Below are 24,179 nucleotides of genomic sequence, written 5' to 3'. Positions count from 1 at the left end.
TTTCAATAACTATTGGGCTAATTCTAGCCTTGATATTGAGTTAATAAAGTTTGTTGCTGTTCTTTACTGATGCGTGGGCCAAAGCTTTGCACTACTTCAGAAGCTGCAGCACAAGCGAATTGAGCCGCTTTAGCAGTGTCCCAGCCATTACATATTGCATATAAAAAAGCACCCGCAAACATATCGCCAGCACCATTGGTATCAACAGGTTTAACTTGTGGTGCTGCTACTTTTACTTCACCCTCAGCAGTAAATACGCTAGCACCGTCTGCACCGCGAGTTACCGCAACTTGTTTAGCGCGAGTTAACAATACTTTGGCTGCATCGGCTAAGTTATCTGTATCTGCAAATGTTAATGCCTCTTCCTCATTACAGAATAATAAGTCGATTGGATCACTACCCAACAACTCATCTATACCTTCTTTAAAATACTTAACCATAGCTGGATCTGAGAAAGTCATCGCAATTTTATTGCCGTTGGTTTTGGCTTGTGATTTTGCTTTTAAGATGGCCTGGCGCGCATTGTCAGAAGTAACCAAATAACCTTCAATATACAAATACTCTGCTTCGGCTAATTCTTCGATAAATAACTCTTTTTCAGAAAAATCAGCGGTGATGCCCAAAAATGTGTTCATGGTACGCTCAGCATCGTCGGTGACCATAACCATACATTTACCCGTTTGACCATGTAGGTCTAACTCTGAAACACGAATCGATACACCCGCTTGTTGCAAGTTTTCACCATAAAATTGACCACTTTCGTCATCACCAACTTTACAAGACAAAAATGCGCTACCACCAAATTGGCACAAACCAACTAAAGAGTTAGCAGCAGAACCACCGCCTGCACGCTTGAGCAAACTAAATTCTTGATTTAATTTATCTAATAAAACCTGATGGGCTTGCTCGTCTAATAAGGTCATTAAACCCTTTTCAATATTTTGACGTGCTAAAAATTCGTCCGTTACTTCAAACTCGAGGTCAACCAGTGCGTTACCGAGTCCGTAAACATTGTACTTGGCCATGAAGATTCCGATTATTGCTAATATAATTTAGGCTGAGATCATAATGACAACGAGACTAATTACAATCACTATCCACCAAATCATCGCAGTTTCTTTGATAATTCGCCGACAATGTTGGATATCGGCTGCCTCTGGCGGTGGAAAGTCGCCTATTCGAGGGCGATTTATCTTGTGCTCACCATAAAAAACAGGCCCTGCAAGTTGGCGTTTAAGACTTAAAGACATGGCGTAGAATAAACAAAAGCTGCCGCAGTGATATTGTTTATCAAACTGGCGCAGTGTTTTGCCCATTTTAAACAAAGATTTGAATGGTGCTCGGAATAATAAAATTGACCATGCGAATAAACGCACGGGCAGATAACTAATCAAAGTAAAAACAAAGTTGATGCTTTTACTAAAATGCTTAAACGCAGGCAGCTTAATATTCCAGCTTTGCTGCAGTACAGCCAACAGACGATAAAACAACACAAACAACGGTCCTAGCAATAAATACCAGAACACGATAGCAAAATATTGATACGCACTGTGCAGCAGCATGGATTCAATACTGGCTTTGGCGATGCCCATAGGCGACAACTTGCTAACATCACGTAAAACAGTATCACTTAACCTATCACGTGCCAGCAGTTTCTGCTGTTTGTCTAACGCATCTTTAACTTTTAGCTGAGCTTTCCAATTGGTTTGATCGGTTAAGCACAGCCATAAAATAAGCCAGTCGACAAATAGAGGAAACTCCACCAATGGAATAAACAGCCATACTATCAACAACAAAGGGGCGATGGCGCTCATTAGCCCGAGTAAACCTGAAATAACCAACTGGCTTGAATTGCGATTGGGATCGGGATTAACTTTTTCGCCCAGTCTAAATGTCACCAATGCAAAAAAGAAGATTGGGTGGTATTTCACCGAAACAGGCAAAACCCGAGCTGTAATAGCCGCCAGCGCTAAAACCAAAACTTGATAGCTATATGCGGTAAACTCAGGCAAAGCCACTGTGTCTAACATAAGCGAATAAAGTCACAAACAAGCTGAGATGAGTGTTTAGCGGCTTGCTGCAAAAAAGTTTCAAAACTTTGGTGAGAGGACTTACCTGCAATATCCGATAAAGCCCGTACCACTACAAATGGAGTATTAAATTGCGCGCAAACCTGTGCGATTGCAGCCGCTTCCATTTCAACCGCGATCATGTTGGGGAAGTTTTCTCGAGCAAGGGCAACTTTTTCAGGACATGCCATAAAACTGTCACCGGAGCATATGAGTCCGACTTTAGCTTGCAGATCATGCTGAAGGGCTGCTGCGGCTTGCGCGCGCTCAACCAGCGTCGGCTCAGAAACGAAAGCGGCGGGAAAACCATATCCCTGCCCAATCTCAAAACCAAATGCGGTTAGATCAACATCGTGATGACGCACTTCATTCGAAATAACCAAATCACCCACATCTAAATCAGCGGCAAAACCACCGGCTGAGCCTGTATTCAAAACAACATCAGGTTTGTGATTATCTAACAACATGGTTGTCGACATCGCCGCAGCTGTTTTACCGACGCCACTTTGCACCAACACCACATTTTTATTGGCCAAAATACCTGAATAAATGGTGCAAGGACCATGCTGCTCTGCAATCTTGTTTTCCATCTGCGCAAGCAAGATCGCAACTTCTTGTGCCATCGCACCAATAATACCAATTTTCATATAACTTATTTATGCCAACAGAAATTGAGCGCAGCATAGCATATATGCTGCAAAGACAATAACTAAGCCACAGCTTGAGAAGAATCAACCTCTGCAGAGAGTTTTGCCATTAAGGGTTTAACTGGACGAGTCGGCCCTTTTGGTACTACAGGACGGACGTTAAGAGGCATTAATTTACCTTTGCCTATTTTAGCCGACAAACACTCTCGGATTTCGGATGCTTTGTAGCCAGGTTTTATTTTTATTCTAACGTGCGGAATACCGACTGTTTCTAACGCACCTCGCACAAACCAATCTGGTTTTGCTTTGTAACCTTGTTTCGATTCAGTGTTTACCAAATCTATCGCAGCAACAGGTTCAAAGCTTTTGCGGTCTAATAAGACAAAATCTAACTGTTTATTCGACGCTTTAGTTTTGGCTATTTGTACCGCTCTGGGTTTTAAATTGCCTTGTGGTTGTAGCAAGTCATTCAGTTTAACTCGACTAATTACCCGAAACTGATCACCAACAGCTTGTTCTAATTTAAGCATAAATGCGACTTCGGGTTGAGAATACAACACGGTACGTTTTTGAAAAGGAAAAGGCGCCCCCGTTTGGGTAAAATGAATAGCTGCACCTGCAATAATGACCAAAACCATCATTAAAACAATTATCAATAGATCCATACACCACTCCTAAACAACAAAATTTTGACGTTTTAACTAAAAAGTTTCTATTACAAGAGAGGTTTAGCAAAGCATGTACCAAGTATGATAAAAAACGCTGCACAATAGCTTATTTTTGCCTAGAATAGCGTTTTCGCAGTAAACATAGAAAGATTCGTGAATTTTTTCCAATTTCGTCAGCAACGTTTAAGTAAAGCAACTAAAGCCTTCAATGCCAGAGGGGTGACGGTAAAGCGCTGTCAACAATGCCAGTTGCCAACATATGCTTGTATATGTAGCTGGCAGCCTAAAGTTACTTGCGCGGTAGATATAGTGCTGATAATGCACACAGACGAAATACTCAAACCAAGCAACACAGGCCATCTAATCAGCGATGTTTTTACAGACAAATGTTTTTTGTTTGAATGGTCACGCACTGAGCCTGCTCACGACTTGCTAAAGCTGCTAAATGATCCACAAAGGCATTGTGTAATATTGTTTCCCCCACCAACCGACGATAAAAGGAAACCCGCAAGACCAATTCACATTGCGCCCAATCCACCCACAAGCTCGACCGATAAAAATTTAACCCTAGTGGTGTTAGATGGTACCTGGCGACAATGCAAAAGAATGTTTAATCAAAGCAAGTGGTTATACCACCTCCCCTGCATAGATTTAAATGTCAGTCAGCAAGCGCAGTATAAATTAAGAAAATCTACCGAAGCCCATCAACTTGCTACAGCTGAAGCGGCCGCTTTAGCACTCGCTCAATGGCATCAGCTTGAGGCTGCGCAAATTTTGCAAGCCTATTTCGAGTTATTTAACCTTCACTATGCCGCAAGCAAACTAAACGTTAAGCCAACGATAGGTCCAACACACCATTTTTTACAACAATTGTTAGAACACTCAGGTTAGATAAAACTCACATTATCCTGAACTTTTTGGCTTGCAACCAATTGACAAAATTCATCAATCGGCAATGGCTTGCTAATTAAATACCCTTGGCCATATTGGCAACCTAAGTTAGCCAATAAATCTTGCTGTTGCACGGTTTCAATCCCTTCTGCAACTACAGTCATATCTAACCCTTTAGCCATACTGATAATTGAACTTACGAGCGCGACATCAGCAGAGTCTTGCTCGATATCTCGAACAAACAGGCGATCAACTTTAATTTTAGAGATAAATTCTCGATAACTCTTAACATAGCTTAAAGCTGAATACCCAGTACCAAAATCATCAATTGCTATTTTAACCCCGAGCTTTTCCAGCTCTTCCAACAGCAAGTTGATATTGGTATTGCCCGACTCATTAATCATAGAGCGTTCTGTTACTTCTATCTCAAGACGGTTTTCTGTCAGAGGGTAGCGAGTCAACACATTGTCTAGATAATCCACAAGGTCTGGTTGCTCAAAATCAAGCGGGCAGAAATTCACTGTGCCAAACAGTCTAGTATTTTGGCCTTGCAGTTTATGTAGCTTCTTGACTGTTTCGGTTAAAACAAACCTGTCTATTTCAACAACATCGCCCGTTTCTTCAGCCAATGCAATAAAGATATCCGGCCGAACCGCCCCGTATTCAGGATGGAACCATCGGCACAATGCTTCAAAGCCAACAATACTGCCATCTTCAATCGCAAAAATAGGCTGAAAATAGACTTGTACCTCATTGTTTTCAAGCGCAGTTTTAAGTGCAGTTTTCAGCCGAGACTTAATCATCAAGTCTTCAAACATTTCAGCAGAAAAGGTTTTAAACTGACTCTTGCCCGCATTTTTTGCTTGGAACATTGCTGTATCAGCATTAGCTATCAGGTTAGTTGCTGTGTCGGCGTCTTCAGGGTACATTGCAATGCCTATGCTGCAGCTTAAGATTAATTTGTCGCTGGCAACACCATAAGGTTCTTTGATTTTTTTCAGAATACTTTCAGCAAAAACACTCAGCTCTGCACTTTCTAAATCAACCACTACCATGAATTCGTCACCACCAATTCTGGCCAAAAAGCCATCATGCGGTTTAACCAGTTGTTGAATACGTGCAGAAACAATTCTTAAAATTTCATCACCAACTAAATGGTGATGAGTGTCATTGATATCTTTAAAGCCATCAAGGTCAACAAACATCAAGGCAAAGCGACCTGAAAATCCAACTTGCTTAATTTTTTCTTCCAATAATTGCAACCCATAACGACGATTAGCAATGCCGGTTAAATCATCGTGGTTTGCTTGATAAGTTAGATGTTTTTCATATTGCTGTTTAGCCGATAGATAGTCACGTGTGTCGTGCCTTAACCGATTAAAACTGGTGACGATTTGATTTAATTCGTCATCAATATACGGTGCCCTATCTAACTCTATTTCACTTTTAAGAGAATCATCCAATTTAAAAGAGCGCATATGATTGACGATATTGGATAAATGCCGCGATAGCATAAAGCCAATGAGTCGAATCGAAATAAATGCAACTAAAATGGCAGAAACCACATACACCAAAATTACATAAATCACTGAGTCTTTGACATAACGATTGATTGCTTGCTGATCCAACCAGATGTATATGGTGCCAACTTTTTCGTTTTGGTGAATTAGTGCCTTGGTAAACTCTGGTTGACCAATTTTCATTCCATACAGATAGTGTTCACCAGTTTCACTAATAACCTCTGCTGCAGCAATATATTGGGTTTGGCTCAAACCTGATGCCATATATTGAACTGTTTCTTCTTTGAAGCTCCACAAAGCTTCTGACAAACTGTCACTGATGAGCTCGATATTCTTTTGAATGTCAGCTTTAATTTGATCGGATACTTTATAAAATTGCACAGCCGAAAATAAAGACACAATCAGCAAGGTGGCACATAAGCTTGACAAGATAAGCGCCAACACCACACGTGCTTTTAAGGAGTGAAGAGAAAATTGTTTTAATAGCCGGTAAATGGCTGCGTACATATTTAAACCTATATGGAAAACAAACTTATGCGATAGCACAACAGCTGTAACTAAATAGTAGTCAAAATGTAACTAATAAGCGAGCTTTTAACTTCGATTAAATTGTTAAATTGTGCATCTATTGATTTTTGTGATTTAATCCCCATTTTATTTAATCCTTTCAGTATTGAGGTTATTGGTTTCACTACAATGAACGTTAGCGCACTTACCAGCTTAATCGCATTAATAACTACTTTAATCGGTTATTTTTTCTCGCTTCCTTTGGTACTGACAATGGGTCTATTTGCCTTGTCTGGGGCATGTACCAACTGGTTGGCAATTCACATGTTGTTTGAAAAAGTCCCAGGTTTATACGGCTCTGGCGTCATTGAAGCCAAGTTTGAAAACTTTAAAGTCGCGATAAAAGATCTGATGATGACCGAGTTTTTTAGCGATGAAAATATCGATAAATTTTTATCTGATAATTTAGGACAGGCTCGCCACTTCGACTTTGCCCCAGTAATTGAAAATATAGATTTTGACCCAGCATATGAGTCTTTGGTGGATACCGTGCTTAATTCGCAATTTGGTGACATGCTGAAACTGGCTGGTGGTCGAGCATTGATAGATCCATTAAAAGAGCCCTACATAGATAAACTCAAACAAAAACTCATAGATATAACTCAAACCAACCAGTTTGACGAGTTACTGAAACAAAGTATTGAACAACCAAATATCATGGCCGAAATGCGTGAAAAGGTCAGCCAAATCATAGACGCTAGATTAAATGAATTGACAGCTAAGGCCGTCAAAGAGATAGTGCATAAAATGATAAACGAGCACTTAGGCTGGTTGGTCATTTGGGGTGGGATCTTTGGTGGTCTGTTTGGCCTAGTCGCTCATTTAGTATAAGGTAAGCTATATGAAACATATACTTCGTAAGGTTTTTGCCCCCTTGCTCAATATTTTTGAACAAGGCGACGAAAATTATGCCTATAAACCGCTTAATCGGACTATATTATTAGTCGTAGGTGTTTTATTCGCCATTTTAGCATCTGCTGTCACTTGGTTGAGTCCGCAAGATGAACTTGGTTTTCTAATTCCGTTAATTGTATTTGGTGGTGCCAGCCTAGTCTGTTTAGTGGTTGGTTTGTTAGGTTCGGACAAAGCAGTTGCAAAAATTTGGGGCGGAAAATAACAAGGAGTCCAATTGCGGCACTGGCTTTTACTATTTCAGATTTTTCTGTTTGCGCTCGGTTTGGCTGTTATTACCGGGCTATTCTATTTGTTGTGGCCAGTCCCCTCAGCGCCTATAGCTCAGCAGCAAACTATTGATGCGTTGCATACAGACACCTCTCCTTCTATTGCAATAGAACCAAACCAACCAGAAGAAATCCCCAAACAACCGTCTATTGCAGCTCAAACCGAGCAACCACAAATTGCACAACAATCAGCACCGACTAGGGTTAAAATCAAACATTACCCCACAACATCTGCGTTAGAAAGCAATATTGCAAACATTGATCTAGACCAATTTAAGCAAGAAGTTTCTCTAGACATGTATTTAAGCTATTTATTAGCGTTAGAGAAGTGCATGCCTTTTCACCGATACGCTAACATTGACGGTACGATCAATATTTCGCCTCAAAGGTTAAAAAACACCTTAAATCAACATGCTAGCCAAGGCGTGCCCGACCATATCAGTCAATCTCTGGTTGAAAAGATTAATCGGTGCAATGGGGTAAAGCTCAGTTATATTAAACGTTTATATCAAGAGGTAACTTATGTTGCCAACCAAGGCAATATCCAAGCAATGATGATGTTGTCGCACCTACCGGATATGGCACTGGCAGGCTCGAACAACGCTGAAAAAGCACAGCGAATCGACTACTATCACAAACAAATGATGTGGCTAGAACAAGCTCGCCAACATGGTAGCTTAAATGCACTATTTAATTTAGCGGTACGTTATCACCATGGTGTGTCACCCGATCCTGTCAGTGCCGCGGCCTATTATCAGGTGCTACAACATTATTTGCCTGATTATCAATATGAAGATACAGTAGCAGACTTAACGGACTCAATGAAAACTTGGCAAAAAGCAGAAGTTGAACAGATGACTGATCTCCTTATCGCGGAAATGGACAGGCTACCTAATTTATATGACTGGTAAAATACTGCTTGAATTTCAAACAAAAATGGCTCCAACACGCTATATCTTGCTCTATGTTGGCATTGCTATAGCGGCTCTGGCGGTTCGGTTTTATCAATTAGGGGACATCAACAAACCCGTTTTTGATGAAATTTATTTTCCGAAATTTGCCTATCACTACATCCAACAACAACCTTTTTTTCATTCCCACCCGCCCCTTGCTAAGTACACAATGCAAGGAGCTATAGCGCTATATCATGCGCTGCCTTGGGTTAATGAGCCTGCTTTGGGCACAGTTGACTTTAGCCAGCTCAACCCGGTCAGTTATCGCTGGGGTAATGCAACGCTTGGCTTTTTCGCCGCGATATTTTTTGCTTATTCAGCTTGGAGATTAACAAAAAGTCACTTATTTACTGTGATTGTCTTTGCTTTTGTAGGCTTAGACGGCGCGCTGATTGTTTCTTCTCGATTTGGTTTAAGCAATGTACACATTCAATTTTGGGGTGGTTTATCTGTCTTCCTTGCTTTACTGACAGTGCAAACGCGAAATTGGCTCTACCCCTTGCTGTTAGGTATCTCTCTCGGTTGTGTTGCATGTATAAAGTGGAGTGGCTTAAGTTACTGGGCGATGAGCATCGCACTGTGTAGCTTAATTTATTTAGTTAAATTACTCCAAGTTAATTTAGCCTCGAATAGCTGGCTGAAGTCGGGACTGATCATTTCTAGCCCGATGCGTAAATCGCTGTTACCTTATTTATTCTGTTTAACCTTAATTCCCGCGCTAACCTATAGTGTTTTATGGTTGCCTGACCTTCAGCTCAATACTAAATTCGACTTCGTACAAACCCACCAACAATTTTTTAGTTATCACAACAATCGAGTCGCAGAAGATGCTCATCCGTATTGCTCTAAATGGTATAGCTGGCCGTTAATGCAACGTCCAATTAGCTACCATTTTGAAAAGTTACCAATAAACGAACAAGCACAAGCTTGTTATAAGAATGTCCACTCCTTTGCCAATCCTCTATTGTATTGGTGGTCTAGTTTCGCAGTATTATTCATGTGTTTTTATACTGTGTATAAAATTAGATTCGACATAAAACATCGCATTTTAACCAATGAGTTAGTGACCTGTGGCGTGATTTTATTGGGCTATTTTGCCAATTGGCTCCCTTGGGCATTGGTCAGTCGATGTACGTTTTTATATCACTATCAATCAGCCGCTATTTTTAGTTTTATGAGCTTAGCTTATTTACTCTGCCTGCTGCATAAAACTAATTTGCGTCTAACACGTGTACTGTTTGTTATTATTCTCGTCAGTATATTTTTAAGTTTTGTCTACTGGTTACCTTTTCAATTGGGGATACCGTTAGAAAAAAGCGCGTTTTATCAAAGAATGTGGTTTAACAGTTGGATATAAACTGAAATAAAAAAGCTCCCAAGTCTGTCTACATATGCAAGCAAGACTTTAAAGAGCTGAGAACACTAATGAAGCAACACCTATGCAAACTTATTCAACTTTACCAATGTAGTCTGTGCAAACTACAATATGCAGATGGCATTGCGCCATTGCTGCTAAGGCTGTACTTAGCGCCAGTCATGATTCAAGCAGGTTGGACTAAATATCAAAGTTTTGACAATATTGTTCAATGGTTTGGCGACGCAGAATGGGGGCTTGGTTTACCTTTACCAGGGTTAATGGCTTTTCTGGCAACCAGCGCAGAGCTAGTCGGTGGCATACTATTATTATTTGGCGCACTCACGCGTTTAATTAGCATTCCTCTAATGATCACTATGATAATTGCGATGGCAACTGTTCACTGGCAACATGGATGGTTAGCGATAGCAGACAGCAGCAGTTGGTTGGCCGATGGTACTTTATTACTGAACGAGTCGATCATTCAATCACAAGAAAAGCTCACTGCGGCAAAAAGTTTACTACAAACCCATGGCCACTACGATTGGTTAACCAGCAGTGGCAATTTTGTTATCTTAAACAACGGAATTGAATTTGCCGCGACCTATTTTATTATGTTGCTTGTACTATTATTTACTGGCGGTGGTCGCTATACCAGTTTCGACTATTGGGTTAAACACCTAGCCATCAACAAACATGAATGATTCAACAGAACAATTATCAATTGGGCAATTTTTTGCTTCTGCACAAGGTAGAAGCAAAAAGCTCTTAATTCAATTGCTCGACAAACTACTCGGCATTAAAAAGCTCAATCAACTATATCAACAGCACGGCTTTGCCCAGCTATCTGGCCCTGATTTTTTACAAGCCTTTGTGGAGCTATTTAAGCTTAAAATCAGCGATAATTTTGGTGAAAACGTACGCGAACTGACAAACGGTAATCGACCGCTGATTATCGTTGCCAACCACCCGCTAGGTGGTGTTGACGGCGTTGTTTTGCTCAAGCAACTCCTGCAATATTCAGCCAATGTAAAAGTTCTTGCGAATGTTGGCTTATCGCTGTTTAAACCGCTCCATCAATACTTTATCTTTACCAACCCATTGAAAGCAGGCGCTCGAGGAAACGTTACTTCGTTGAGACAATGCGAACAACATTTAGTCAAACATGGTATTTTGGTGGTCTTCCCCGCGGGTCGAGTTAGCTACTATCAAGCAGACAAGACTGGCATTTATGATCACCCATGGAACCGCAGTTTTGTGAAGCTTGCGCAAAAACACAATGCCGATATATTACCTGTGCATATTCAGGCAAGTAATCGTAAAAGATTTTATTTTTTTGGTAGAGTTTATTTTCGTTTTCGCTTACTTATGTTAGTTAGAGAAATGCTCGCGTCAAAGGACAAACAAATAACAATGACAATTGGAAATCAGCTTGATGTCGCCAACTTACCTAGCTCAAATCTAGATCAGCAAAGTGCACTGATAAAGTTGTTGACCTACCTTCAACCTCATATTGGCCAACAAACTTGGCCACAGCAGGCCCAAGCAGAACAACAAGCTTTAGCACCAGCGAGTGATGGTGACACTATGGCAAGTGAAGTGGCGACAATTGCCAAACACCAAGTTTTGCTTAGTTACAAAAACTGGTTAGTTTTACATGCACATGGCGGACAAATCCCAACATGTGTTGCAGAAATTCGTCGCTTACGGGAGAAAACATTTCGAGATTGGCAAGAAGGCAGTGGCCAACCCGAAGATGGTGATGATTTTGACTTTAGTTACCAACATTTGTTTATTTTTGACCAACAAAAACAGCAAATTATTGGAGCTTATAGAATGGGCCAAACCGACCGAGTTTCCCCAACTTACCTAACACAGATGTTTGATTTTTCGACAACCTTTGTTGGAAAACAGTCACCTTGTTTAGAAATGGGTCGCTCGTTTATCGTCTCCGAATATCAACGCAGTCATCATGCATTATTATTACTTTTTAAAGGGATAGGTCGTTTTGTTTGCAAATATCCACAATACCAAACCTTATACGGCACAGTCTCTTTGAGCCGGTGTTACAGTCCATTAAGCGTATATTTAATCGAGCAGTTTTTAGTAAAACAACCAGATAATTCAGCCCTCGCCAAATCTAAGTTTACTCACCCACAATTACCTTTGCTAACAGCTTTTATTGAGCAATATAAGCCAGATATAGCCACCTTAGATTGGCTTATTCAACAAATTGAGCCTGACAAGAAAGGTTTGCCAGTATTGGTAAAACAATACCACCAACTTGGCGCTCAGTTCATCTCGTTGGCGATCGACAGTCAATTTGCCCAAACACCTGGACTGCTGCTAAAAGTCCACTTGCCAGCTACTGAGCAAAAGTGGTTAAAACTTTACTTGGGTCAAGGATGGCAAAATTACCTCAACTCAGCGGTTAATGATTAATCTCGCGGTTGGTTTGCTGTATTGGGCCTGGCATGGTGAAGTGTTCCAGTATTTCATTTGTTGAACAGTTGTACTCGATGTCACCTCAGTGATACTGACACTTTTGGCATCGGCTCTGTGCATACATACACTTGTGTGACTTTTGCTTGGCTGATGGCTTGTGTGAAACTGCCATAAATAATCATTGCTCTGTTGCCGACTAAATTGACTAAAAACGGCTTGGCGGTGGCTTAATACCTTTGTAAAAGCTTTACCTGATGAGGTAAACATATTGGGCAGTTGTTGTGCTGTTACTTGTATGCCATCCCATTGCCAATAAATAGGCTGCCAGTTTTGCGGTGTTAACACCTTTGGAAAATAACACAGGGTAAACGGCGAAAATTTATATTTACCGCAATAATCTTGCAGCCTCGGCAAACTCATATCTGTTTGTGCTGATAAACACGCCAAGATAATTTGCCCTCTGCTTAACAACTTCTGTTTGCGAGCAGACGTTGCTGAATAACCCAATTCCGCAGCTTGGTTTTTCTGATACAAATTGAGCAAACACCAAGTTTCTCCATTTTGGTTGGTTGCAATCCAGGTCCCCTGCCCTTGTGGGTCAATTGGATAAATTGCTTGGCGTACTTCGTCAAATATGGGTAACTCAGCCAACTCGCGTGTACGTTGTTCGTCCCGAGTGAATAAAAGCCGGTAGCCGCTAAGGGTTTGTTGCCAGGTCAGTGTGCACATTGCAAGATTTTAGCGATTGAATGGTTGAAGGCGCGTACCCTAAATATTCGATATGGTGAATTGCATGATCTGGCTGACATTGATTTTTGATCAGCGCTAAATGATGAATTGCATGGCTTGTAACAAACAATAACTCTCGGTGCAGGTTGGTGGCAATAAATGGCTGCCCAGCCAATAATGCTTGAGTCTCCGGGATAAGCCGAAAATTCGGTTTATCTGCAAGTGTAAGCATCAGGTGATTCAATGCAGCGGGCAGTTGGTTAAATTGAGCGGATGCGTATAGACGGTCACATTCCAACTGACTGCCTCTACTACGCTGACTATAGTCTGCAACGCCTGTATCAACAACGGCAATTAATGCATTAAAATGATCGTATATATGCCGTATATGTGCACCTATACTCGAGTGGTTGTGAGCAGAGTAAACATACTCTTCATCGGTTAAACAGTGCAATACCGACACAATTTGTTGGATGACGCTGCGACAATATTCAAGCATATTATTATCCTTTGATAACGTTCGAATAATAGACCGCGACAATTGAATTAAACTTTCACCTGCCTATGAATTTGTAACCGTAAGCATCCTTTACCAGCAATGCTAAAGCACTATACCGTTTCAAAGAAGTGTTCGATTTGCTCACAGGTATTTTCAATCACCGAAGTATCAACAGGTGCAATAAAAATCGTATCGTCACCCGCAATTGTGCCCAGAACACCGTGCGACTTATTCAAAGAATCTAACATACGTGCAATCAGCTGCGCTGCTCCTGGGGTCGTTCTCACAATAATCATCGCTTGGTTGTGGCTAACCTCTAGCACCAACTGTTTAAGCGGGCTGTCTGTTGTCGGCACCCCCAATTCAGGCGGTAAACAATACACCATCTCTTGCAATGCATTGCGGGTGCGCACTGCACCAAAGCGGCTTAACAGCCGTGAAACTTTAGACTGACTGATATTGTCAAATCCTTCGGCTTTGAGCGCTTCAACAATATCAGCTTGAGAAGAAAAACTTTGTTCTCTTAATAAAGTTTTAAATGCTTTTAATAAAGCGTCTTGTTTTTCTGTTTGGTTCAAACGACAACTACCTTTAAATAACACCAGACAATGTCAGTACAGCTATCACACTGAGCTGAAATAAAAATGCACGCTTAGCCAATTTTAACATCACACAAGGTTCAGTTAAGTGATCATCTTCAGGTGAATAAACATCCTCTGCGGCTTTAGCAATACGCGCTAAATAACCTCGAGCAGACTCCTTACACTGAGCAACGCCTGACATCCAAACTGGCAACGCCTTTGAGAAGTGGCCAACAAACAATATCGCAAAACCAGATATTCGCACTGGCAGCCAAACTAAAATAGCCAACAAACGTTCACTTGCTTCTTTTAACCATGCAAAATTTTCTTCTGTTGCTGACACTTTAGCTAAATTTCGAGCAAATACATATAACAAGGCACCTGGTGCGCCTAATGCAACAAACCAAAAAATAACACTAAAGTAATGTCTAAAGTTAATCCAAACTAAAGTTTGTCCTAAGGTTTCACTTTTACTTTCTTCGGTAACCTGCTGGCCTAGTTGCAACGAGTATTCATAACATGCTTGTTGGTCACCTCTGCAGGCGGCCTCCAAATATTGTCGGTAACAACGCCTATGTTGTGGACAACCATAACAGACGAATAAAATGAAACAATTTAATACCAGTGATAAAATGCCATCACCCAATAGCGACAGTAAAACGCTAACCAGTAAGCACGGAATAGCGAGCCAGATTAGGATGAACACTTCAGCCGACATCGATTCTGACTGTGTGAAATTTTGGCTAAATTTTTCTTTATACCAATTAAAATAATGTCGGTAGTGGAATTGCTCCTCCACTCTAACCAAACGTTCCAACACGACTACAATAATGATACTTAACAATGTCATAATAGTTCCTTGGCCAATTGTTGTTTGTAGTGACCCCAATTAAAACCTATACCTGGATCAGTTTTTCGGCCAGGTGCGATATCACTATGACCGACGATTCGTTCGGGGGTTATTTTAGGATATAACCGCATGATTTGTCCTGTAGTTTTTACCAATGCTTGGTATTGGAGTTGGGTAAACTCAGATTTATCCGTGCCTTCTAACTCTATGCCAATTGAAAAATCATTACAATTGCTACGCCCATCAAATTTGGAAACTCCAGCATGCCATGCCCTTAAGTCCATTGGGACAAATTGTATAATCTCACCATTTCGCTTAATGAAAAAATGTGCCGAGACTTCCAATCCGACTAGGTCGGCAAAACTAGCATGTTGATTACAATCCAAACATCCCAGAAACAGATCTTCAATATAGGGCAATCCATATTCGCCTTCGGGCAACGAAATACAATGAATAACCAATAAATCGATATCAATATTATCAGGCCGAGTATTAAAAAATTTTGAAGGTTTAAAAACGGCGTCAGTTAAAATATCATGTCTGTCAGACGAAGATTGAGGTTGAGTCATAGTGGAACCAGATTTAAATCAAAAAACCGGCAAATGGATGAACTATGCCGCATGGATCATTGCATTCTTTTTATTAACCTATTGGTTTGAAGGCTATTTAAACAAAAAAGAAAACCCGAATCAAAACCCTTCAAGTCATTATACCGGACAAGGTGCCGTAGAAGTTGAGCTCATTCGCAATCGACATGGCCATTATGTGACCAATGGCAGAATAAATGGCCAAACTGTCACCTTTTTACTGGATACAGGCGCAACGCATGTCTCTATTCCTGAGCACATTGCTCGCGACCTCAACCTAAACTATGGCAACAGCTTTCCCGTTGGCACGGCGAATGGTACGGTCACCGTGTATAGTACAGTAATAGATCGTTTAGAGATTGCCGATATTACTTTGTATAATGTTAAGGCAAATATTAATCCCCACATGCACCAAGATTCGATTTTACTTGGGATGAGCGCATTAAAACGTATTGAGTTTAGCCAAAGAGGCAATGTATTAACTTTGCGCCAATACAAATAACTAACCAAACCATTAACTATTAACTATTTTGAACATGGAGTGTTCTATGCAAATCCCGACTATTTTTTCTGCATTTGTTACTAAATTCATGCTGCTGGTTCTTTTTAGCAGCCGCGGCTTCGCAGAGCCTATCGATCTAATGCTAGCAGAAAAATATTCGCAACAAATAAATGTTGCAGACTACCTAGTCAGCGAAAAATATGATGGGGTGCGAGCGTATTGGGACGGTAAAAAATTATGGACTCGCCAAGGCAATCAAATTATCCCCCCAAAATATTTTGTAAAACATTTGCCCGATTTTCCATTAGATGGGGAGTTATGGTTAGCACGTGAGCAATTTGCTCGGTTGCTTTCCATCATTCATGATCCACAAGATAACCGCTGGGCCGAAGTTAAATTTATGGTTTTTGATTTTCCTCAACTTAACCTGCCTTTTTCTGCCCGCTACCAGCGCATGACTGAATTTGCAAAACAACACAGCACACACAGTCCCATCACCATTGTTAAACAGTTTACTGTTGCTAACCACCAGCAACTGCAAAATCTATTGGATCAATATGTTCAACAGGGAGCAGAAGGCCTAATGCTGCATAAAGCTTCTTCTTTCTATCAAGGTAAGCGCAGTGACGATTTAATAAAGGTCAAACGATTTGAAGATGCCGAAGCTACCGTAGTCGGCCATATTCAAGGTAAAGGGCGCTTTAGCAATGTGGTTGGTGCACTGGTGGTTGAAGACCTGAAAACAGGCAAACGTTTCAAAATAGGCAGTGGGTTATCTTACGCTGAGCGAAAAAACCCACCCAAAATAGGGAGTATAATTACCTACAAATACACTGGTTTTACTAAAAATGGACTACCTAGATTTGCAGTTTTTTTGCGAATTCGTCGCCACTAAAACACAATCGCCATATTCAAGCGGGTTAACTAAACTTAATTAGCCCGCCTTACCGACAACCAGGCTAATGATTCTAACGCCTGTTTATATGGTGAATCAGCCAATACAGCTAACGCATCAACAGCCATTTGCGCATGTTTTTCAGCTTGCTGATAGGTATAGTCTAACGACTCAGTTTGTTTGATAATGGATAATACCGCGTCCAAATGGGCTAACCCATCCCCGTGCTCTATCACATTTTTGATTAACTCAGCATCTTTTGCTTCCGCATGCTGCATTGAATGGATAAGTGGTAATGTCGGTTTCCCTTCTGCCAAATCATCACCTACATTTTTACCTAAGCTTTCAGATTCACCAGCATAGTCCAACCAATCATCCATTAGCTGAAACGCTGTTCCCAAATAACAGCCATAATCTGCCAGAGCTTGCTCAGTTTTTTCATCTTGTTGGGTCAATACAGCCGCTAAGCGCGTTGCTGCTTCAAATAACTTGGCGGTTTTACAATAAATAACTTCCATATAAGAAGCTTCAGTTGTACTCGGGTCATTACAATTCATTAATTGCATAACCTCGCCTTCTGCAATTACATTAGTTGCATCCGACAAAATCTGCATCACCTTCATTTCATTCAACGACACCATCATTTGAAATGAACGTGTATATAAGAAGTCACCAACCAAAACTGATGCAGAATTACCAAACAGAGCATTTGCGGTGTCGCGGCCACGCCGCTTATCTGATTCGTCGACAACATCATCATGTAATAAAGTAGCGGTATGAATAAATTCGATAATCGCTGCTAAGGTAATATGACTGTCGTTAGTCGAGGATAGCGCCCGTGCAGCCAGAGTTGTAATAAGCGGCCGAATACGTTTACCACCACTGTTAACGATATAAAAACCTAACTGTTGAATTAAAGCGACATCGCTTTGGAGTTGGTCGGCAATGACTTTATTTACCGCCAACATATCTTCATTGGCTAACTGCTTAATCTGTTCTAGCTGCATTGATAAAAACTAAACTGTCTGGTTCGAGTGAAAATTTGCGCTAAGTTTACACTTTTTTTTTGATAAAATATGCCCTTTAATCAGGGTATTTACCCAACATAAGTAATTTTAATCTACCGTGGTGGAATAAATAGCGAATTAAACTTATTTTAGGCTTGCGATCTTAAAAGCTTTGCCTTAGAATTCGCGCCCTGTTTTGAAGATTTGTACGTTAGTTTAGCTAACGTCTATATAGTGAGCGGAGTAGAATATGTACGCGGTTTTCCAAAGTGGTGGTAAACAACACCGTGTAACTGAGGGCCAAACCGTTCGCCTAGAGAAAGTTGAATTAGAAGCTGGTTCTTCTATTGAATTTGACAATGTATTGTTAATCTCTAATGGCGAAGACATCAAAATTGGCGCACCTTATGTAAATGGCGGTAAAGTGACTGCAGAAGTTGTAGGTCACGGTCGTGGTGAGAAAGTAACGATTGTTAAATTCAGACGTCGTAAGCATTCTCGCAAGCAAGCTGGTCATCGTCAGTGGTACACTGAAGTTAAGATCACTGGCATTAACGCTTAATTTAGGAGACTGAATCAATGGCACATAAAAAGGCTGCAGGTAGTACGCGTAACGGACGTGATTCAGAAAGTAAACGCTTAGGTGTTAAGCGTTACGGTGGTGAATCTGTACTAGCGGGTAACATCCTTGTTCGTCAACGTGGTACTAAGTTCCACGCGGGTAACAATGTTGGTATTGGTCGTGACCACACTTTATTTGCTTTATCTGATGGTAAAGTAAAATTTGAAGTTAAAGGTCCTCAAAATCGTAAATTTGTAAGCATCGAAGCTGCTTAAGACCAAACCGATTTGAATATGTAAAAACCCCGCTCTGGCGGGGTTTTTTGTTTTATTTCCGCAAGTTTATTCCAATCTCAACTAAACTAAATGTATAAAGCAGGCAGCGTGAAGAGATTTGAATAAGCTGGCGTTTGAAGGTATATACCAAGAGGTAACCAATGAATTTTGTCGATGAAGTTGAAATAAAAGTAGATGCTGGTGATGGCGGTAATGGCTGTGTCAGCTTTCGTCGTGAAAAATACATTCCTAATGGTGGCCCGGACGGCGGTGACGGCGGCGATGGAGGCGATGTTTATCTAATTGCCGACGAAGGCCTCAACACCCTAATAGACTATCGTTTTGAACGTTTTCATGCAGCCGAACGCGGCGAAAACGGTAAAAGTAAAAACTGTACAGGTCGTCGTGGTCAAGACAAATACTTAAAAGTGCCTGTCGGTACGCGCGCCACAGACGCAGAAACGGGTGAGGTTATTGGTGAAGTATTGCACCATGAACAAAAATTAATGGTTGCTAAAGGTGGGTTCCACGGCTTAGGTAATACCCGCTTTAAAAGCAGTGTAAACCGAGCACCTAGACAAAAAACACCAGGTACACCTGGTGAAGTTCGTCAACTAAAACTTGAGCTCATGTTGCTAGCAGATGTTGGCTTATTAGGTATGCCAAATGCCGGTAAATCAACCTTTATTAGCGCAGTTTCTGCCGCCAAACCGAAAATTGCAAACTACCCTTTCACCACATTAGTGCCAAATTTAGGTGTTGTACGTCAAGGTGTTGGCAACAGCTTTGTTGTGGCAGATATTCCGGGTTTGATTGAAGGAGCATCAGAAGGTGCAGGGCTTGGTATTCGATTCTTAAAACATTTAGAACGTTGCCGCGTGTTATTACATATTGTGGATATTGAACCTTTTGACGGATCAGATCCAATTGAAGATGCAGTAACCATAGTTGATGAGCTCTCAAAATATAGCCCTGAATTAGCTGAAAAACCACGCTGGTTAGTTTTCAATAAAATAGACCTAATGCTAGAAGAAGATGCCAAAGCCAAAATGGATGAAATTGTTGCAGCATTAGATTGGCAAGGTCCAATTTACTCAATGTCTGCTGCAGAACGCAATGGCACCCAAGAATTAGTAAATACATTGGGAGACTGGTTATTAGAACACCCACTGCCTAGCTTGGAAGAACAAAAAACTGAAGAGCAAGTTGAATTTAAATGGCAGAACTACCATGACAGTGTAATGGAATCTGAAGATTGGGACGATGATGATTGGGATGACGATTGGGACGATGACGAAGATGGCCCAGAAGTCATCTACCAAAAATAATGAGGATTTGCATGATAATCTCAATGATCGCAGCAATGACACCAGAGCGAGCGATAGGCAAAGACAATAAATTGCTTTGGCATTTGCCTAATGACTTAAAGTTTTTCAAACAAAATACTTTAGGCAAGCCTGTTATTATGGGCAGAAAAACTTTTGATTCAATCGGTCGACCTTTACCTGGTCGACTAAATATTGTGATCAGCCGTCAACAACAAAGTCCCCACCCAGATGTCTTATTAGCATCGTCTGTTGAACATGCTTTAGAACTTGCCAAGCAGCATGTTGCTACAGCTGAAGAGATTGTTGTGATTGGTGGAGGTCACATTTACCAAAGCATGTTGCCACATGCAAATAAACTGTACATCACAATGGTTGAAACAAGCGTTGATGCAGATACCTATTTTCCTCAAATAGATAGCAACGAGTGGCAACTCGTTGAACAGGAAGCTGGTATAGTTGACGATAAAAACGCACTAGCTCATACATTTTATACTTATACGCGCAGCAAATAGCTGCGTATAAGTATAAATATCAATTTAGCACTTTCCCTGTAAGACATTTCTCACAACAACCTTAAGACTTATCCCTACTTTATGTCTCTTTAGAGACAGAAAACCCCCTAACGAACTGATTTATATACCTTTTTATAAAAATCATTCTAATTAAAATTAAATGAACAAAATAAATTTTTGGAAAGTGCATTCCAGACCATCAGTCAACTAAGTAATATAACACTCGTTGCTTAGGAAAACGGACGCACCCAAAGTTCAGAGCGACATGGAAAAAACAGGAAATGGAATAAATGGAATAAATGGATATATTAGTTTTCTAGGATGGAAAAAGTGTAAATGGCATTACACTATTGGAATTGGAAAACAAGGTGTATGGACACTGCGATACTCAGGATGGTATTGATGTTATGTAGGAATGGATGGATAACGGAGTGGACAACCAGGAAGGTATGGAATTTAAGGATGCAGGGACAATATAGCTTAGGATAGCACCAAGGATACACTTAGGACTAAGGATTATTGGAAGTAGGACGAAAAGGACCAACAGCTAAGGAATTGGCTAGCATGGAGCAGATGGCAGTGACGCTAAGGAAAAAGGGATAGCTCAGGATGAGGTTTTAAGGATCTATAGGGTGGAATCCCGCTGGATGCAAAATACAAAAAGAATAATTAATTTGGGACACACCGAAAGGTGCTTTTAGGGATACACACGACAGGCAAGTCTTCATCAAGGTTAGATGATATGTCTTTGGGTGGCGACTGAGGTCGCCACCATTCACTCTTCCAATCTCACAATTTATTATTCAATCTTAAACCACAGCTTTTCATTATCGTAAGGCGTTAGGGGTGGCATATTTGGATTATCAATTCTAAATACTGTGCGGTTAGCTAATTGAGCATTTTCCAATGCTTGTGCAACCATAGGGTTTTGATAAAAGAACTTATCAAATGAACCATCATCGATCATTTCCATCAAGCCTGTTTCTATCGTTTGCGCCAACTTGGCGTTGTCTTTTGCGACAAAGAAGTAAGCCGCAAGTGGATAAACCAACAATAAATTCTTTTCTACTGTTAAATTCAACTCTGAGTGTTTTGATACTTCAGCAAAAGGTTCATGCACTCCCCGTGGAAAAGCGTCAAAACGACCGCCTTCAAGCATATAAAATAATCCATCGTATTTCATCGCTGTGACCACGTCTAAACCTGCAGATTCAAGTACCTGGGTATCAGCCCATTGGCGACCCTGCCCTACTTTAAACTGTCTTAGTGCTGATAACGAATCTATACCATTGAACCTTTGTTGTTCACCCTTTCTGATAATAAATAACCTGTGTCCCAACAACCCTTTAAACAAAGGAACACGAATCGGCTCCATTAGTTGTTCATATTTATTATTAGTTCCACCCCACATAACATCCATTTCTCCCGACTGAATGTAGTTAACCATCTGCCCTTCATTGAGGTCGACCGGCGAGGTATTAATTATATACTGATTGTTTGGGTCGCGAGAAAGCGCCTCTTTTAATAACTGCAATTGATAGATATTATTAATCGACTCTGAATTATTAACATTCAAAGTCACCTGAGCAGCCGAGACGGGTAAACTAATACCAATACAGCACGCTAGGCTAATCATTAGGTTCTTCATATTTTACCTTCCATTTGTGTATGTGTTGAAGCCAGCTATAGCTTAAATATTATTTTTATTATGTTTTTGGGTGAATGTGGGAAACAAACGTTGACAGCCATCCACCATCAATGGATATTAACAAATTCTTAATAAAATAAAATATCAAATGGCGTAACAAACACGGAAAAACGATAAAATGAGACTAAAACGGGCTGGAATGGTCAAAAAGAAGAAATGGCGGTGAGGGAGGGATTTGAACCCTCGATACGCGATTAACGTATACACGAGTTCCAGTCGTGCGCTTTCAGCCGCTCAGCCACCTCACCGCATAGAGCTTTTACAAAGCGGGCTGAATAATAGGGAAATCAGCCCAGATTAGCAAGCATTGTTTGTTAAATTGCAACTAAATGGCGATTAAAACACCAATGTAACTTTAATTAGGTGAATTAGGCGTTGCCTTTTACTTTCATTTTTAATTCAGCTGCAAAATTTAACATCCGATCCAATGGAAGTAGAGCTCGCTCACGCAAACTATCATCAACAAAAATTTCATGCTCTGATAAGTCGTCTGCAACTAATGCGTTTTCTATGGCCACAAGCCCATTCATCGCCATCCACGGGCAATGCGCACAACTGCGACATGTTGCACCATTACCACCAGTTGGTGCTTCAATAAATGTTTTGTGTGGCGCCAATTGCTGCATTTTATAAAAAATACCTTTGTCGGTCGCTACAATAAACATATCGTTTTCAAGTGTTTGACTTGCTTTAATCAATTGGCTGGTTGAGCCTACTGCATCTGCTAATTCAATAACAGAAGCTGGCGATTCCGGATGAACCAACACTGCAGCTTGTGGATACATAGATTTAAGCTCACGCAAATGTTTCGCTTTGAACTCGTCATGGACGATACAAGCGCCATTCCATTTAAGCATTTCAGCACCAGTTTGTTGCTCTATGTACGAACCTAAATGCTTGTCTGGGCCCCATATAATTTTGTGCCCTTCTGCATCTAAGTGCTCAACAATTTCCAATGCGATAGATGAAGTTACCACCCAGTCAGCTCGCGCTTTTACAGCTGCCGAAGTATTGGCATAAACAACAACTGTATGGTCTGGATGCGCATCACAAAACTCGGTAAATTCTTTTTCTGGACAACCTAAATCTAACGAGCAGGTTGCTTCTAGTGTTGGCATAAACACGCGTTTTTCTGGTGATAATATTTTTGCGGTTTCACCCATAAATTTAACACCCGCGACAATCAGTGTTTTTGCTGGGTGGTCGCGCCCAAAACGCGCCATTTCTAGAGAGTCTGATACACATCCGCCTGTTTCTTCAGCCAAGGCTTGAATTTCAGGATCTGTATAATAATGCGCAACCAAAACAGCATCTTTTTCAGCTAGAAGCTTTTTAATACGCTCTTTGTATTGCGCTTTGTCTTCAGTAGATAAAGGTTCAGGTTTCGCAGGGAAACTAAATTCATAACCTGCGTTAAGTTCAATTTGCGACATATAACTTAAAATTTTTGAGTTAAAACTGCCGCAGATTATACGCTATTTGCTTTAGCTTGGGTATAAGCTATCTGTTTTAGCTGCGCAAATAAAATCGTTTTTATGTAAACCACCGATTTTATGGGTCCACCAACTAACGGTCACCTGCCCCCACTCAGTTAAAATGGCAGGGTGATGCGCTAAAGATTCCGCAAGCTCCCCTACTTGATTCGTAAAAGCTAATGCATCAACAAAATTATTAAACTTATATACCTTCACAAGGCGTTTAATATTATCGACTGATTGAATTTGCCAATCTGTTAACTGCGTCATCCAGCTTGCAGTTTCTTCAGCTGTCGCGAGTGGTGCATCTACTCTACACGCCTCGCACGTTTGATTTGATAAAATTTCCATAACATCCTTCATATATTAGAAAG

Annotated in this window: 27 protein-coding genes and 1 tRNA gene; 13 read left to right on the top strand and 15 right to left on the bottom strand. The window is 40.8% G+C overall.

All coding sequences use genetic code 11. The features are described 5' to 3' along the window. Nucleotides 1-23: 23 nt before the first annotated feature. The 4 genes from DS2_RS01835 to DS2_RS01820 all read right to left on the bottom strand — a co-directional run bounded on the left by DS2_RS01835 (nt 24) and on the right by DS2_RS01820 (nt 3,381). Nucleotides 24-1,025 carry an adenosine kinase gene (locus DS2_RS01835; RefSeq protein WP_035012913.1) on the bottom strand — a complete coding sequence of 334 codons (1,002 nt, stop codon included), beginning with the start codon at nt 1,023-1,025 and terminating at the stop codon, nt 24-26. Between the two features lie 27 nt (nt 1,026-1,052). Continuing rightward, nucleotides 1,053-2,030: a cobalamin biosynthesis protein CobD/CbiB gene (locus DS2_RS19565; protein ID WP_051479522.1), complete on the bottom strand. Its 978-nt coding sequence runs from the start codon at nt 2,028-2,030 to the stop codon at nt 1,053-1,055. After that, the gene (mtnN, locus tag DS2_RS01825) at nt 2,024-2,716 is read right to left on the bottom strand and encodes a 5'-methylthioadenosine/S-adenosylhomocysteine nucleosidase (protein WP_035012912.1); all 693 of its coding nucleotides are present in this window, start codon (nt 2,714-2,716) and stop codon (nt 2,024-2,026) included. Before mtnN ends, DS2_RS19565 begins: the two co-directional genes overlap by 7 nt. Before the next feature lie 62 nt (nt 2,717-2,778). Continuing rightward, nucleotides 2,779-3,381, bottom strand: a complete 603-nt coding sequence (locus tag DS2_RS01820; RefSeq protein ID WP_035012911.1) for a DUF2726 domain-containing protein — start codon at nt 3,379-3,381, stop codon at nt 2,779-2,781. Between the two features lie 156 nt (nt 3,382-3,537). Here DS2_RS01820 and DS2_RS01815 point away from each other — a divergent pair, with 156 nt between their 5' ends. Continuing rightward, the gene (locus tag DS2_RS01815; RefSeq protein ID WP_035012910.1) at nt 3,538-4,275 is read left to right on the top strand and encodes a tRNA-uridine aminocarboxypropyltransferase; all 738 of its coding nucleotides are present in this window, start codon (nt 3,538-3,540) and stop codon (nt 4,273-4,275) included. On the opposite strand, the gene DS2_RS01810 is transcribed toward DS2_RS01815, so the two are convergent. Beyond that, complete coding sequence (locus tag DS2_RS01810) at nt 4,272-6,302, bottom strand: putative bifunctional diguanylate cyclase/phosphodiesterase (RefSeq protein ID WP_051479521.1); 2,031 nt, start codon at nt 6,300-6,302, stop codon at nt 4,272-4,274. The genes DS2_RS01815 and DS2_RS01810 overlap by 4 nt on opposite strands. 189 nt (nt 6,303-6,491) lie before the next feature. Between DS2_RS01810 and DS2_RS01805 the strand changes: the two genes are divergently transcribed. The 6 genes from DS2_RS01805 (at nt 6,492) to DS2_RS01780 (ending at nt 12,292) form a co-directional block, all read left to right on the top strand. After that, nucleotides 6,492-7,193 (top strand): hypothetical protein, encoded by a 702-nt coding sequence (locus DS2_RS01805; protein ID WP_035012909.1) that lies wholly within the window; start codon nt 6,492-6,494, stop codon nt 7,191-7,193. Between the two features lie 10 nt (nt 7,194-7,203). Next, on the top strand, nt 7,204-7,479 hold the full coding sequence (locus DS2_RS01800) for a hypothetical protein (RefSeq protein ID WP_035012908.1): 276 nt from the start codon (nt 7,204-7,206) through the stop codon (nt 7,477-7,479). A 12-nt stretch (nt 7,480-7,491) separates the two neighbouring features. Then, nucleotides 7,492-8,454 carry a hypothetical protein gene (locus tag DS2_RS01795; protein WP_035012907.1) on the top strand — a complete coding sequence of 321 codons (963 nt, stop codon included), beginning with the start codon at nt 7,492-7,494 and terminating at the stop codon, nt 8,452-8,454. Further along, nucleotides 8,444-9,853, top strand: coding sequence for a phospholipid carrier-dependent glycosyltransferase (locus DS2_RS01790; protein ID WP_235188520.1), 1,410 nt, complete (start codon nt 8,444-8,446; stop codon nt 9,851-9,853). Before DS2_RS01795 ends, DS2_RS01790 begins: the two co-directional genes overlap by 11 nt. Nucleotides 9,854-9,921: 68 nt before the next feature. Beyond that, nucleotides 9,922-10,554: a DoxX family protein gene (locus tag DS2_RS01785; protein ID WP_035012906.1), complete on the top strand. Its 633-nt coding sequence runs from the start codon at nt 9,922-9,924 to the stop codon at nt 10,552-10,554. Beyond that, on the top strand, nt 10,547-12,292 hold the full coding sequence (locus DS2_RS01780) for a lysophospholipid acyltransferase family protein (protein ID WP_051479520.1): 1,746 nt from the start codon (nt 10,547-10,549) through the stop codon (nt 12,290-12,292). Before DS2_RS01785 ends, DS2_RS01780 begins: the two co-directional genes overlap by 8 nt. Here DS2_RS01780 and DS2_RS19560 read toward each other — a convergent pair. The 5 genes from DS2_RS19560 to ampD form a co-directional block, all read right to left on the bottom strand. Further along, nucleotides 12,275-13,024, bottom strand: coding sequence for an NRDE family protein (locus tag DS2_RS19560; protein WP_081754147.1), 750 nt, complete (start codon nt 13,022-13,024; stop codon nt 12,275-12,277). The genes DS2_RS01780 and DS2_RS19560 overlap by 18 nt on opposite strands. Then, nucleotides 12,993-13,523, bottom strand: a complete 531-nt coding sequence (locus tag DS2_RS20385) for a DinB family protein (protein WP_035012905.1) — start codon at nt 13,521-13,523, stop codon at nt 12,993-12,995. Before DS2_RS20385 ends, DS2_RS19560 begins: the two co-directional genes overlap by 32 nt. Nucleotides 13,524-13,633: 110 nt before the next feature. Next, nucleotides 13,634-14,101: a transcriptional regulator ArgR gene (gene argR / locus DS2_RS01765; RefSeq protein ID WP_035013023.1), complete on the bottom strand. Its 468-nt coding sequence runs from the start codon at nt 14,099-14,101 to the stop codon at nt 13,634-13,636. Nucleotides 14,102-14,114: 13 nt separating this feature from the next. Further along, nucleotides 14,115-14,954: a beta-lactamase regulator AmpE gene (gene ampE, locus DS2_RS01760; protein WP_035012904.1), complete on the bottom strand. Its 840-nt coding sequence runs from the start codon at nt 14,952-14,954 to the stop codon at nt 14,115-14,117. Then, entirely contained in the window at nt 14,951-15,523 is a 573-nt protein-coding gene (gene ampD, locus DS2_RS01755; protein WP_051479518.1) for a 1,6-anhydro-N-acetylmuramyl-L-alanine amidase AmpD, read from the bottom strand. The genes ampE and ampD overlap by 4 nt, the downstream gene beginning before the upstream one ends. Nucleotide 15,524: 1 nt before the next feature. On the opposite strand from ampD, the gene DS2_RS01750 reads away from it, so the two are divergent. Together DS2_RS01750 and DS2_RS01745 are read left to right on the top strand one after the other, a co-directional pair. Next, nucleotides 15,525-16,043: a retropepsin-like aspartic protease family protein gene (locus tag DS2_RS01750; protein WP_235188519.1), complete on the top strand. Its 519-nt coding sequence runs from the start codon at nt 15,525-15,527 to the stop codon at nt 16,041-16,043. A 46-nt stretch (nt 16,044-16,089) separates the two neighbouring features. Beyond that, a complete protein-coding gene (locus tag DS2_RS01745) occupies nt 16,090-16,938 on the top strand; it encodes a DNA ligase (RefSeq protein ID WP_051479517.1) in 849 nt (282 codons plus the stop codon). Between the two features lie 35 nt (nt 16,939-16,973). On the opposite strand, the gene ispB is transcribed toward DS2_RS01745, so the two are convergent. Further along, on the bottom strand, nt 16,974-17,945 hold the full coding sequence (gene ispB, locus DS2_RS01740; RefSeq protein ID WP_035012903.1) for an octaprenyl diphosphate synthase: 972 nt from the start codon (nt 17,943-17,945) through the stop codon (nt 16,974-16,976). A 250-nt stretch (nt 17,946-18,195) separates the two neighbouring features. On the opposite strand from ispB, the gene rplU reads away from it, so the two are divergent. The 4 genes from rplU to folA all read left to right on the top strand — a co-directional run bounded on the left by rplU (nt 18,196) and on the right by folA (nt 20,622). Next, a complete protein-coding gene (rplU, locus tag DS2_RS01735) occupies nt 18,196-18,507 on the top strand; it encodes a 50S ribosomal protein L21 (protein WP_016955498.1) in 312 nt (103 codons plus the stop codon). A 17-nt stretch (nt 18,508-18,524) separates the two neighbouring features. Continuing rightward, entirely contained in the window at nt 18,525-18,782 is a 258-nt protein-coding gene (gene rpmA / locus DS2_RS01730) for a 50S ribosomal protein L27 (protein WP_035012902.1), read from the top strand. 161 nt (nt 18,783-18,943) lie between these two features. Beyond that, nucleotides 18,944-20,110: an Obg family GTPase CgtA gene (gene cgtA / locus DS2_RS01725; RefSeq protein WP_035012900.1), complete on the top strand. Its 1,167-nt coding sequence runs from the start codon at nt 18,944-18,946 to the stop codon at nt 20,108-20,110. 11 nt (nt 20,111-20,121) lie between these two features. Then, nucleotides 20,122-20,622, top strand: a complete 501-nt coding sequence (gene folA / locus DS2_RS01720) for a type 3 dihydrofolate reductase (protein WP_035012899.1) — start codon at nt 20,122-20,124, stop codon at nt 20,620-20,622. Between the two features lie 799 nt (nt 20,623-21,421). Here folA and DS2_RS01715 read toward each other — a convergent pair. The 4 genes from DS2_RS01715 to DS2_RS01700 all read right to left on the bottom strand — a co-directional run bounded on the left by DS2_RS01715 (nt 21,422) and on the right by DS2_RS01700 (nt 24,156). Continuing rightward, nucleotides 21,422-22,270, bottom strand: coding sequence for a transporter substrate-binding domain-containing protein (locus tag DS2_RS01715; RefSeq protein ID WP_035012898.1), 849 nt, complete (start codon nt 22,268-22,270; stop codon nt 21,422-21,424). A gap of 217 nt (nt 22,271-22,487) precedes the next feature. After that, a tRNA-Ser gene (locus DS2_RS01710) sits at nt 22,488-22,578 on the bottom strand. A gap of 120 nt (nt 22,579-22,698) precedes the next feature. After that, entirely contained in the window at nt 22,699-23,763 is a 1,065-nt protein-coding gene (gene nadA / locus DS2_RS01705; protein ID WP_035012897.1) for a quinolinate synthase NadA, read from the bottom strand. A gap of 51 nt (nt 23,764-23,814) precedes the next feature. After that, on the bottom strand, nt 23,815-24,156 hold the full coding sequence (locus DS2_RS01700) for a 4a-hydroxytetrahydrobiopterin dehydratase (RefSeq protein WP_035012896.1): 342 nt from the start codon (nt 24,154-24,156) through the stop codon (nt 23,815-23,817). Between the last annotated feature and the right edge of the window lie 23 nt (nt 24,157-24,179).

Origin of the sequence: Catenovulum agarivorans DS-2 (assembly GCF_000568405.1) — a bacterium.
Classification (GTDB): Bacteria; Pseudomonadota; Gammaproteobacteria; order Enterobacterales; family Alteromonadaceae; genus Catenovulum; species Catenovulum agarivorans_A.
Note: the sequence above shows the minus strand (reverse complement) of the source record. Positions and strands in the feature narration are given on the sequence as shown.

Coding starts and splice junctions, on each gene's coding strand:
- DS2_RS19560 (WP_081754147.1), bottom strand. CDS start 13,024: ATGTGCACACTGACCTGGCAACAAACCCTTAGCGGCTACCGGCTTTTA.
- DS2_RS20385 (WP_035012905.1), bottom strand. CDS start 13,523: ATGCTTGAATATTGTCGCAGCGTCATCCAACAAATTGTGTCGGTATTG.
- DS2_RS01745 (WP_051479517.1), top strand. CDS start 16,090: ATGCAAATCCCGACTATTTTTTCTGCATTTGTTACTAAATTCATGCTG.
- DS2_RS01810 (WP_051479521.1), bottom strand. CDS start 6,302: ATGTACGCAGCCATTTACCGGCTATTAAAACAATTTTCTCTTCACTCC.
- DS2_RS01790 (WP_235188520.1), top strand. CDS start 8,444: ATGACTGGTAAAATACTGCTTGAATTTCAAACAAAAATGGCTCCAACA.
- cgtA (WP_035012900.1), top strand. CDS start 18,944: ATGAATTTTGTCGATGAAGTTGAAATAAAAGTAGATGCTGGTGATGGC.
- folA (WP_035012899.1), top strand. CDS start 20,122: ATGATAATCTCAATGATCGCAGCAATGACACCAGAGCGAGCGATAGGC.
- DS2_RS01700 (WP_035012896.1), bottom strand. CDS start 24,156: ATGGAAATTTTATCAAATCAAACGTGCGAGGCGTGTAGAGTAGATGCA.
- ampE (WP_035012904.1), bottom strand. CDS start 14,954: ATGACATTGTTAAGTATCATTATTGTAGTCGTGTTGGAACGTTTGGTT.
- DS2_RS01785 (WP_035012906.1), top strand. CDS start 9,922: ATGAAGCAACACCTATGCAAACTTATTCAACTTTACCAATGTAGTCTG.
- ispB (WP_035012903.1), bottom strand. CDS start 17,945: ATGCAGCTAGAACAGATTAAGCAGTTAGCCAATGAAGATATGTTGGCG.
- DS2_RS01835 (WP_035012913.1), bottom strand. CDS start 1,025: ATGGCCAAGTACAATGTTTACGGACTCGGTAACGCACTGGTTGACCTC.
- DS2_RS01820 (WP_035012911.1), bottom strand. CDS start 3,381: ATGGATCTATTGATAATTGTTTTAATGATGGTTTTGGTCATTATTGCA.
- ampD (WP_051479518.1), bottom strand. CDS start 15,523: ATGACTCAACCTCAATCTTCGTCTGACAGACATGATATTTTAACTGAC.
- rpmA (WP_035012902.1), top strand. CDS start 18,525: ATGGCACATAAAAAGGCTGCAGGTAGTACGCGTAACGGACGTGATTCA.
- rplU (WP_016955498.1), top strand. CDS start 18,196: ATGTACGCGGTTTTCCAAAGTGGTGGTAAACAACACCGTGTAACTGAG.
- mtnN (WP_035012912.1), bottom strand. CDS start 2,716: ATGAAAATTGGTATTATTGGTGCGATGGCACAAGAAGTTGCGATCTTG.
- nadA (WP_035012897.1), bottom strand. CDS start 23,763: ATGTCGCAAATTGAACTTAACGCAGGTTATGAATTTAGTTTCCCTGCG.
- DS2_RS01780 (WP_051479520.1), top strand. CDS start 10,547: ATGAATGATTCAACAGAACAATTATCAATTGGGCAATTTTTTGCTTCT.
- DS2_RS19565 (WP_051479522.1), bottom strand. CDS start 2,030: ATGTTAGACACAGTGGCTTTGCCTGAGTTTACCGCATATAGCTATCAA.
- DS2_RS01800 (WP_035012908.1), top strand. CDS start 7,204: ATGAAACATATACTTCGTAAGGTTTTTGCCCCCTTGCTCAATATTTTT.
- DS2_RS01805 (WP_035012909.1), top strand. CDS start 6,492: ATGAACGTTAGCGCACTTACCAGCTTAATCGCATTAATAACTACTTTA.
- DS2_RS01715 (WP_035012898.1), bottom strand. CDS start 22,270: ATGAAGAACCTAATGATTAGCCTAGCGTGCTGTATTGGTATTAGTTTA.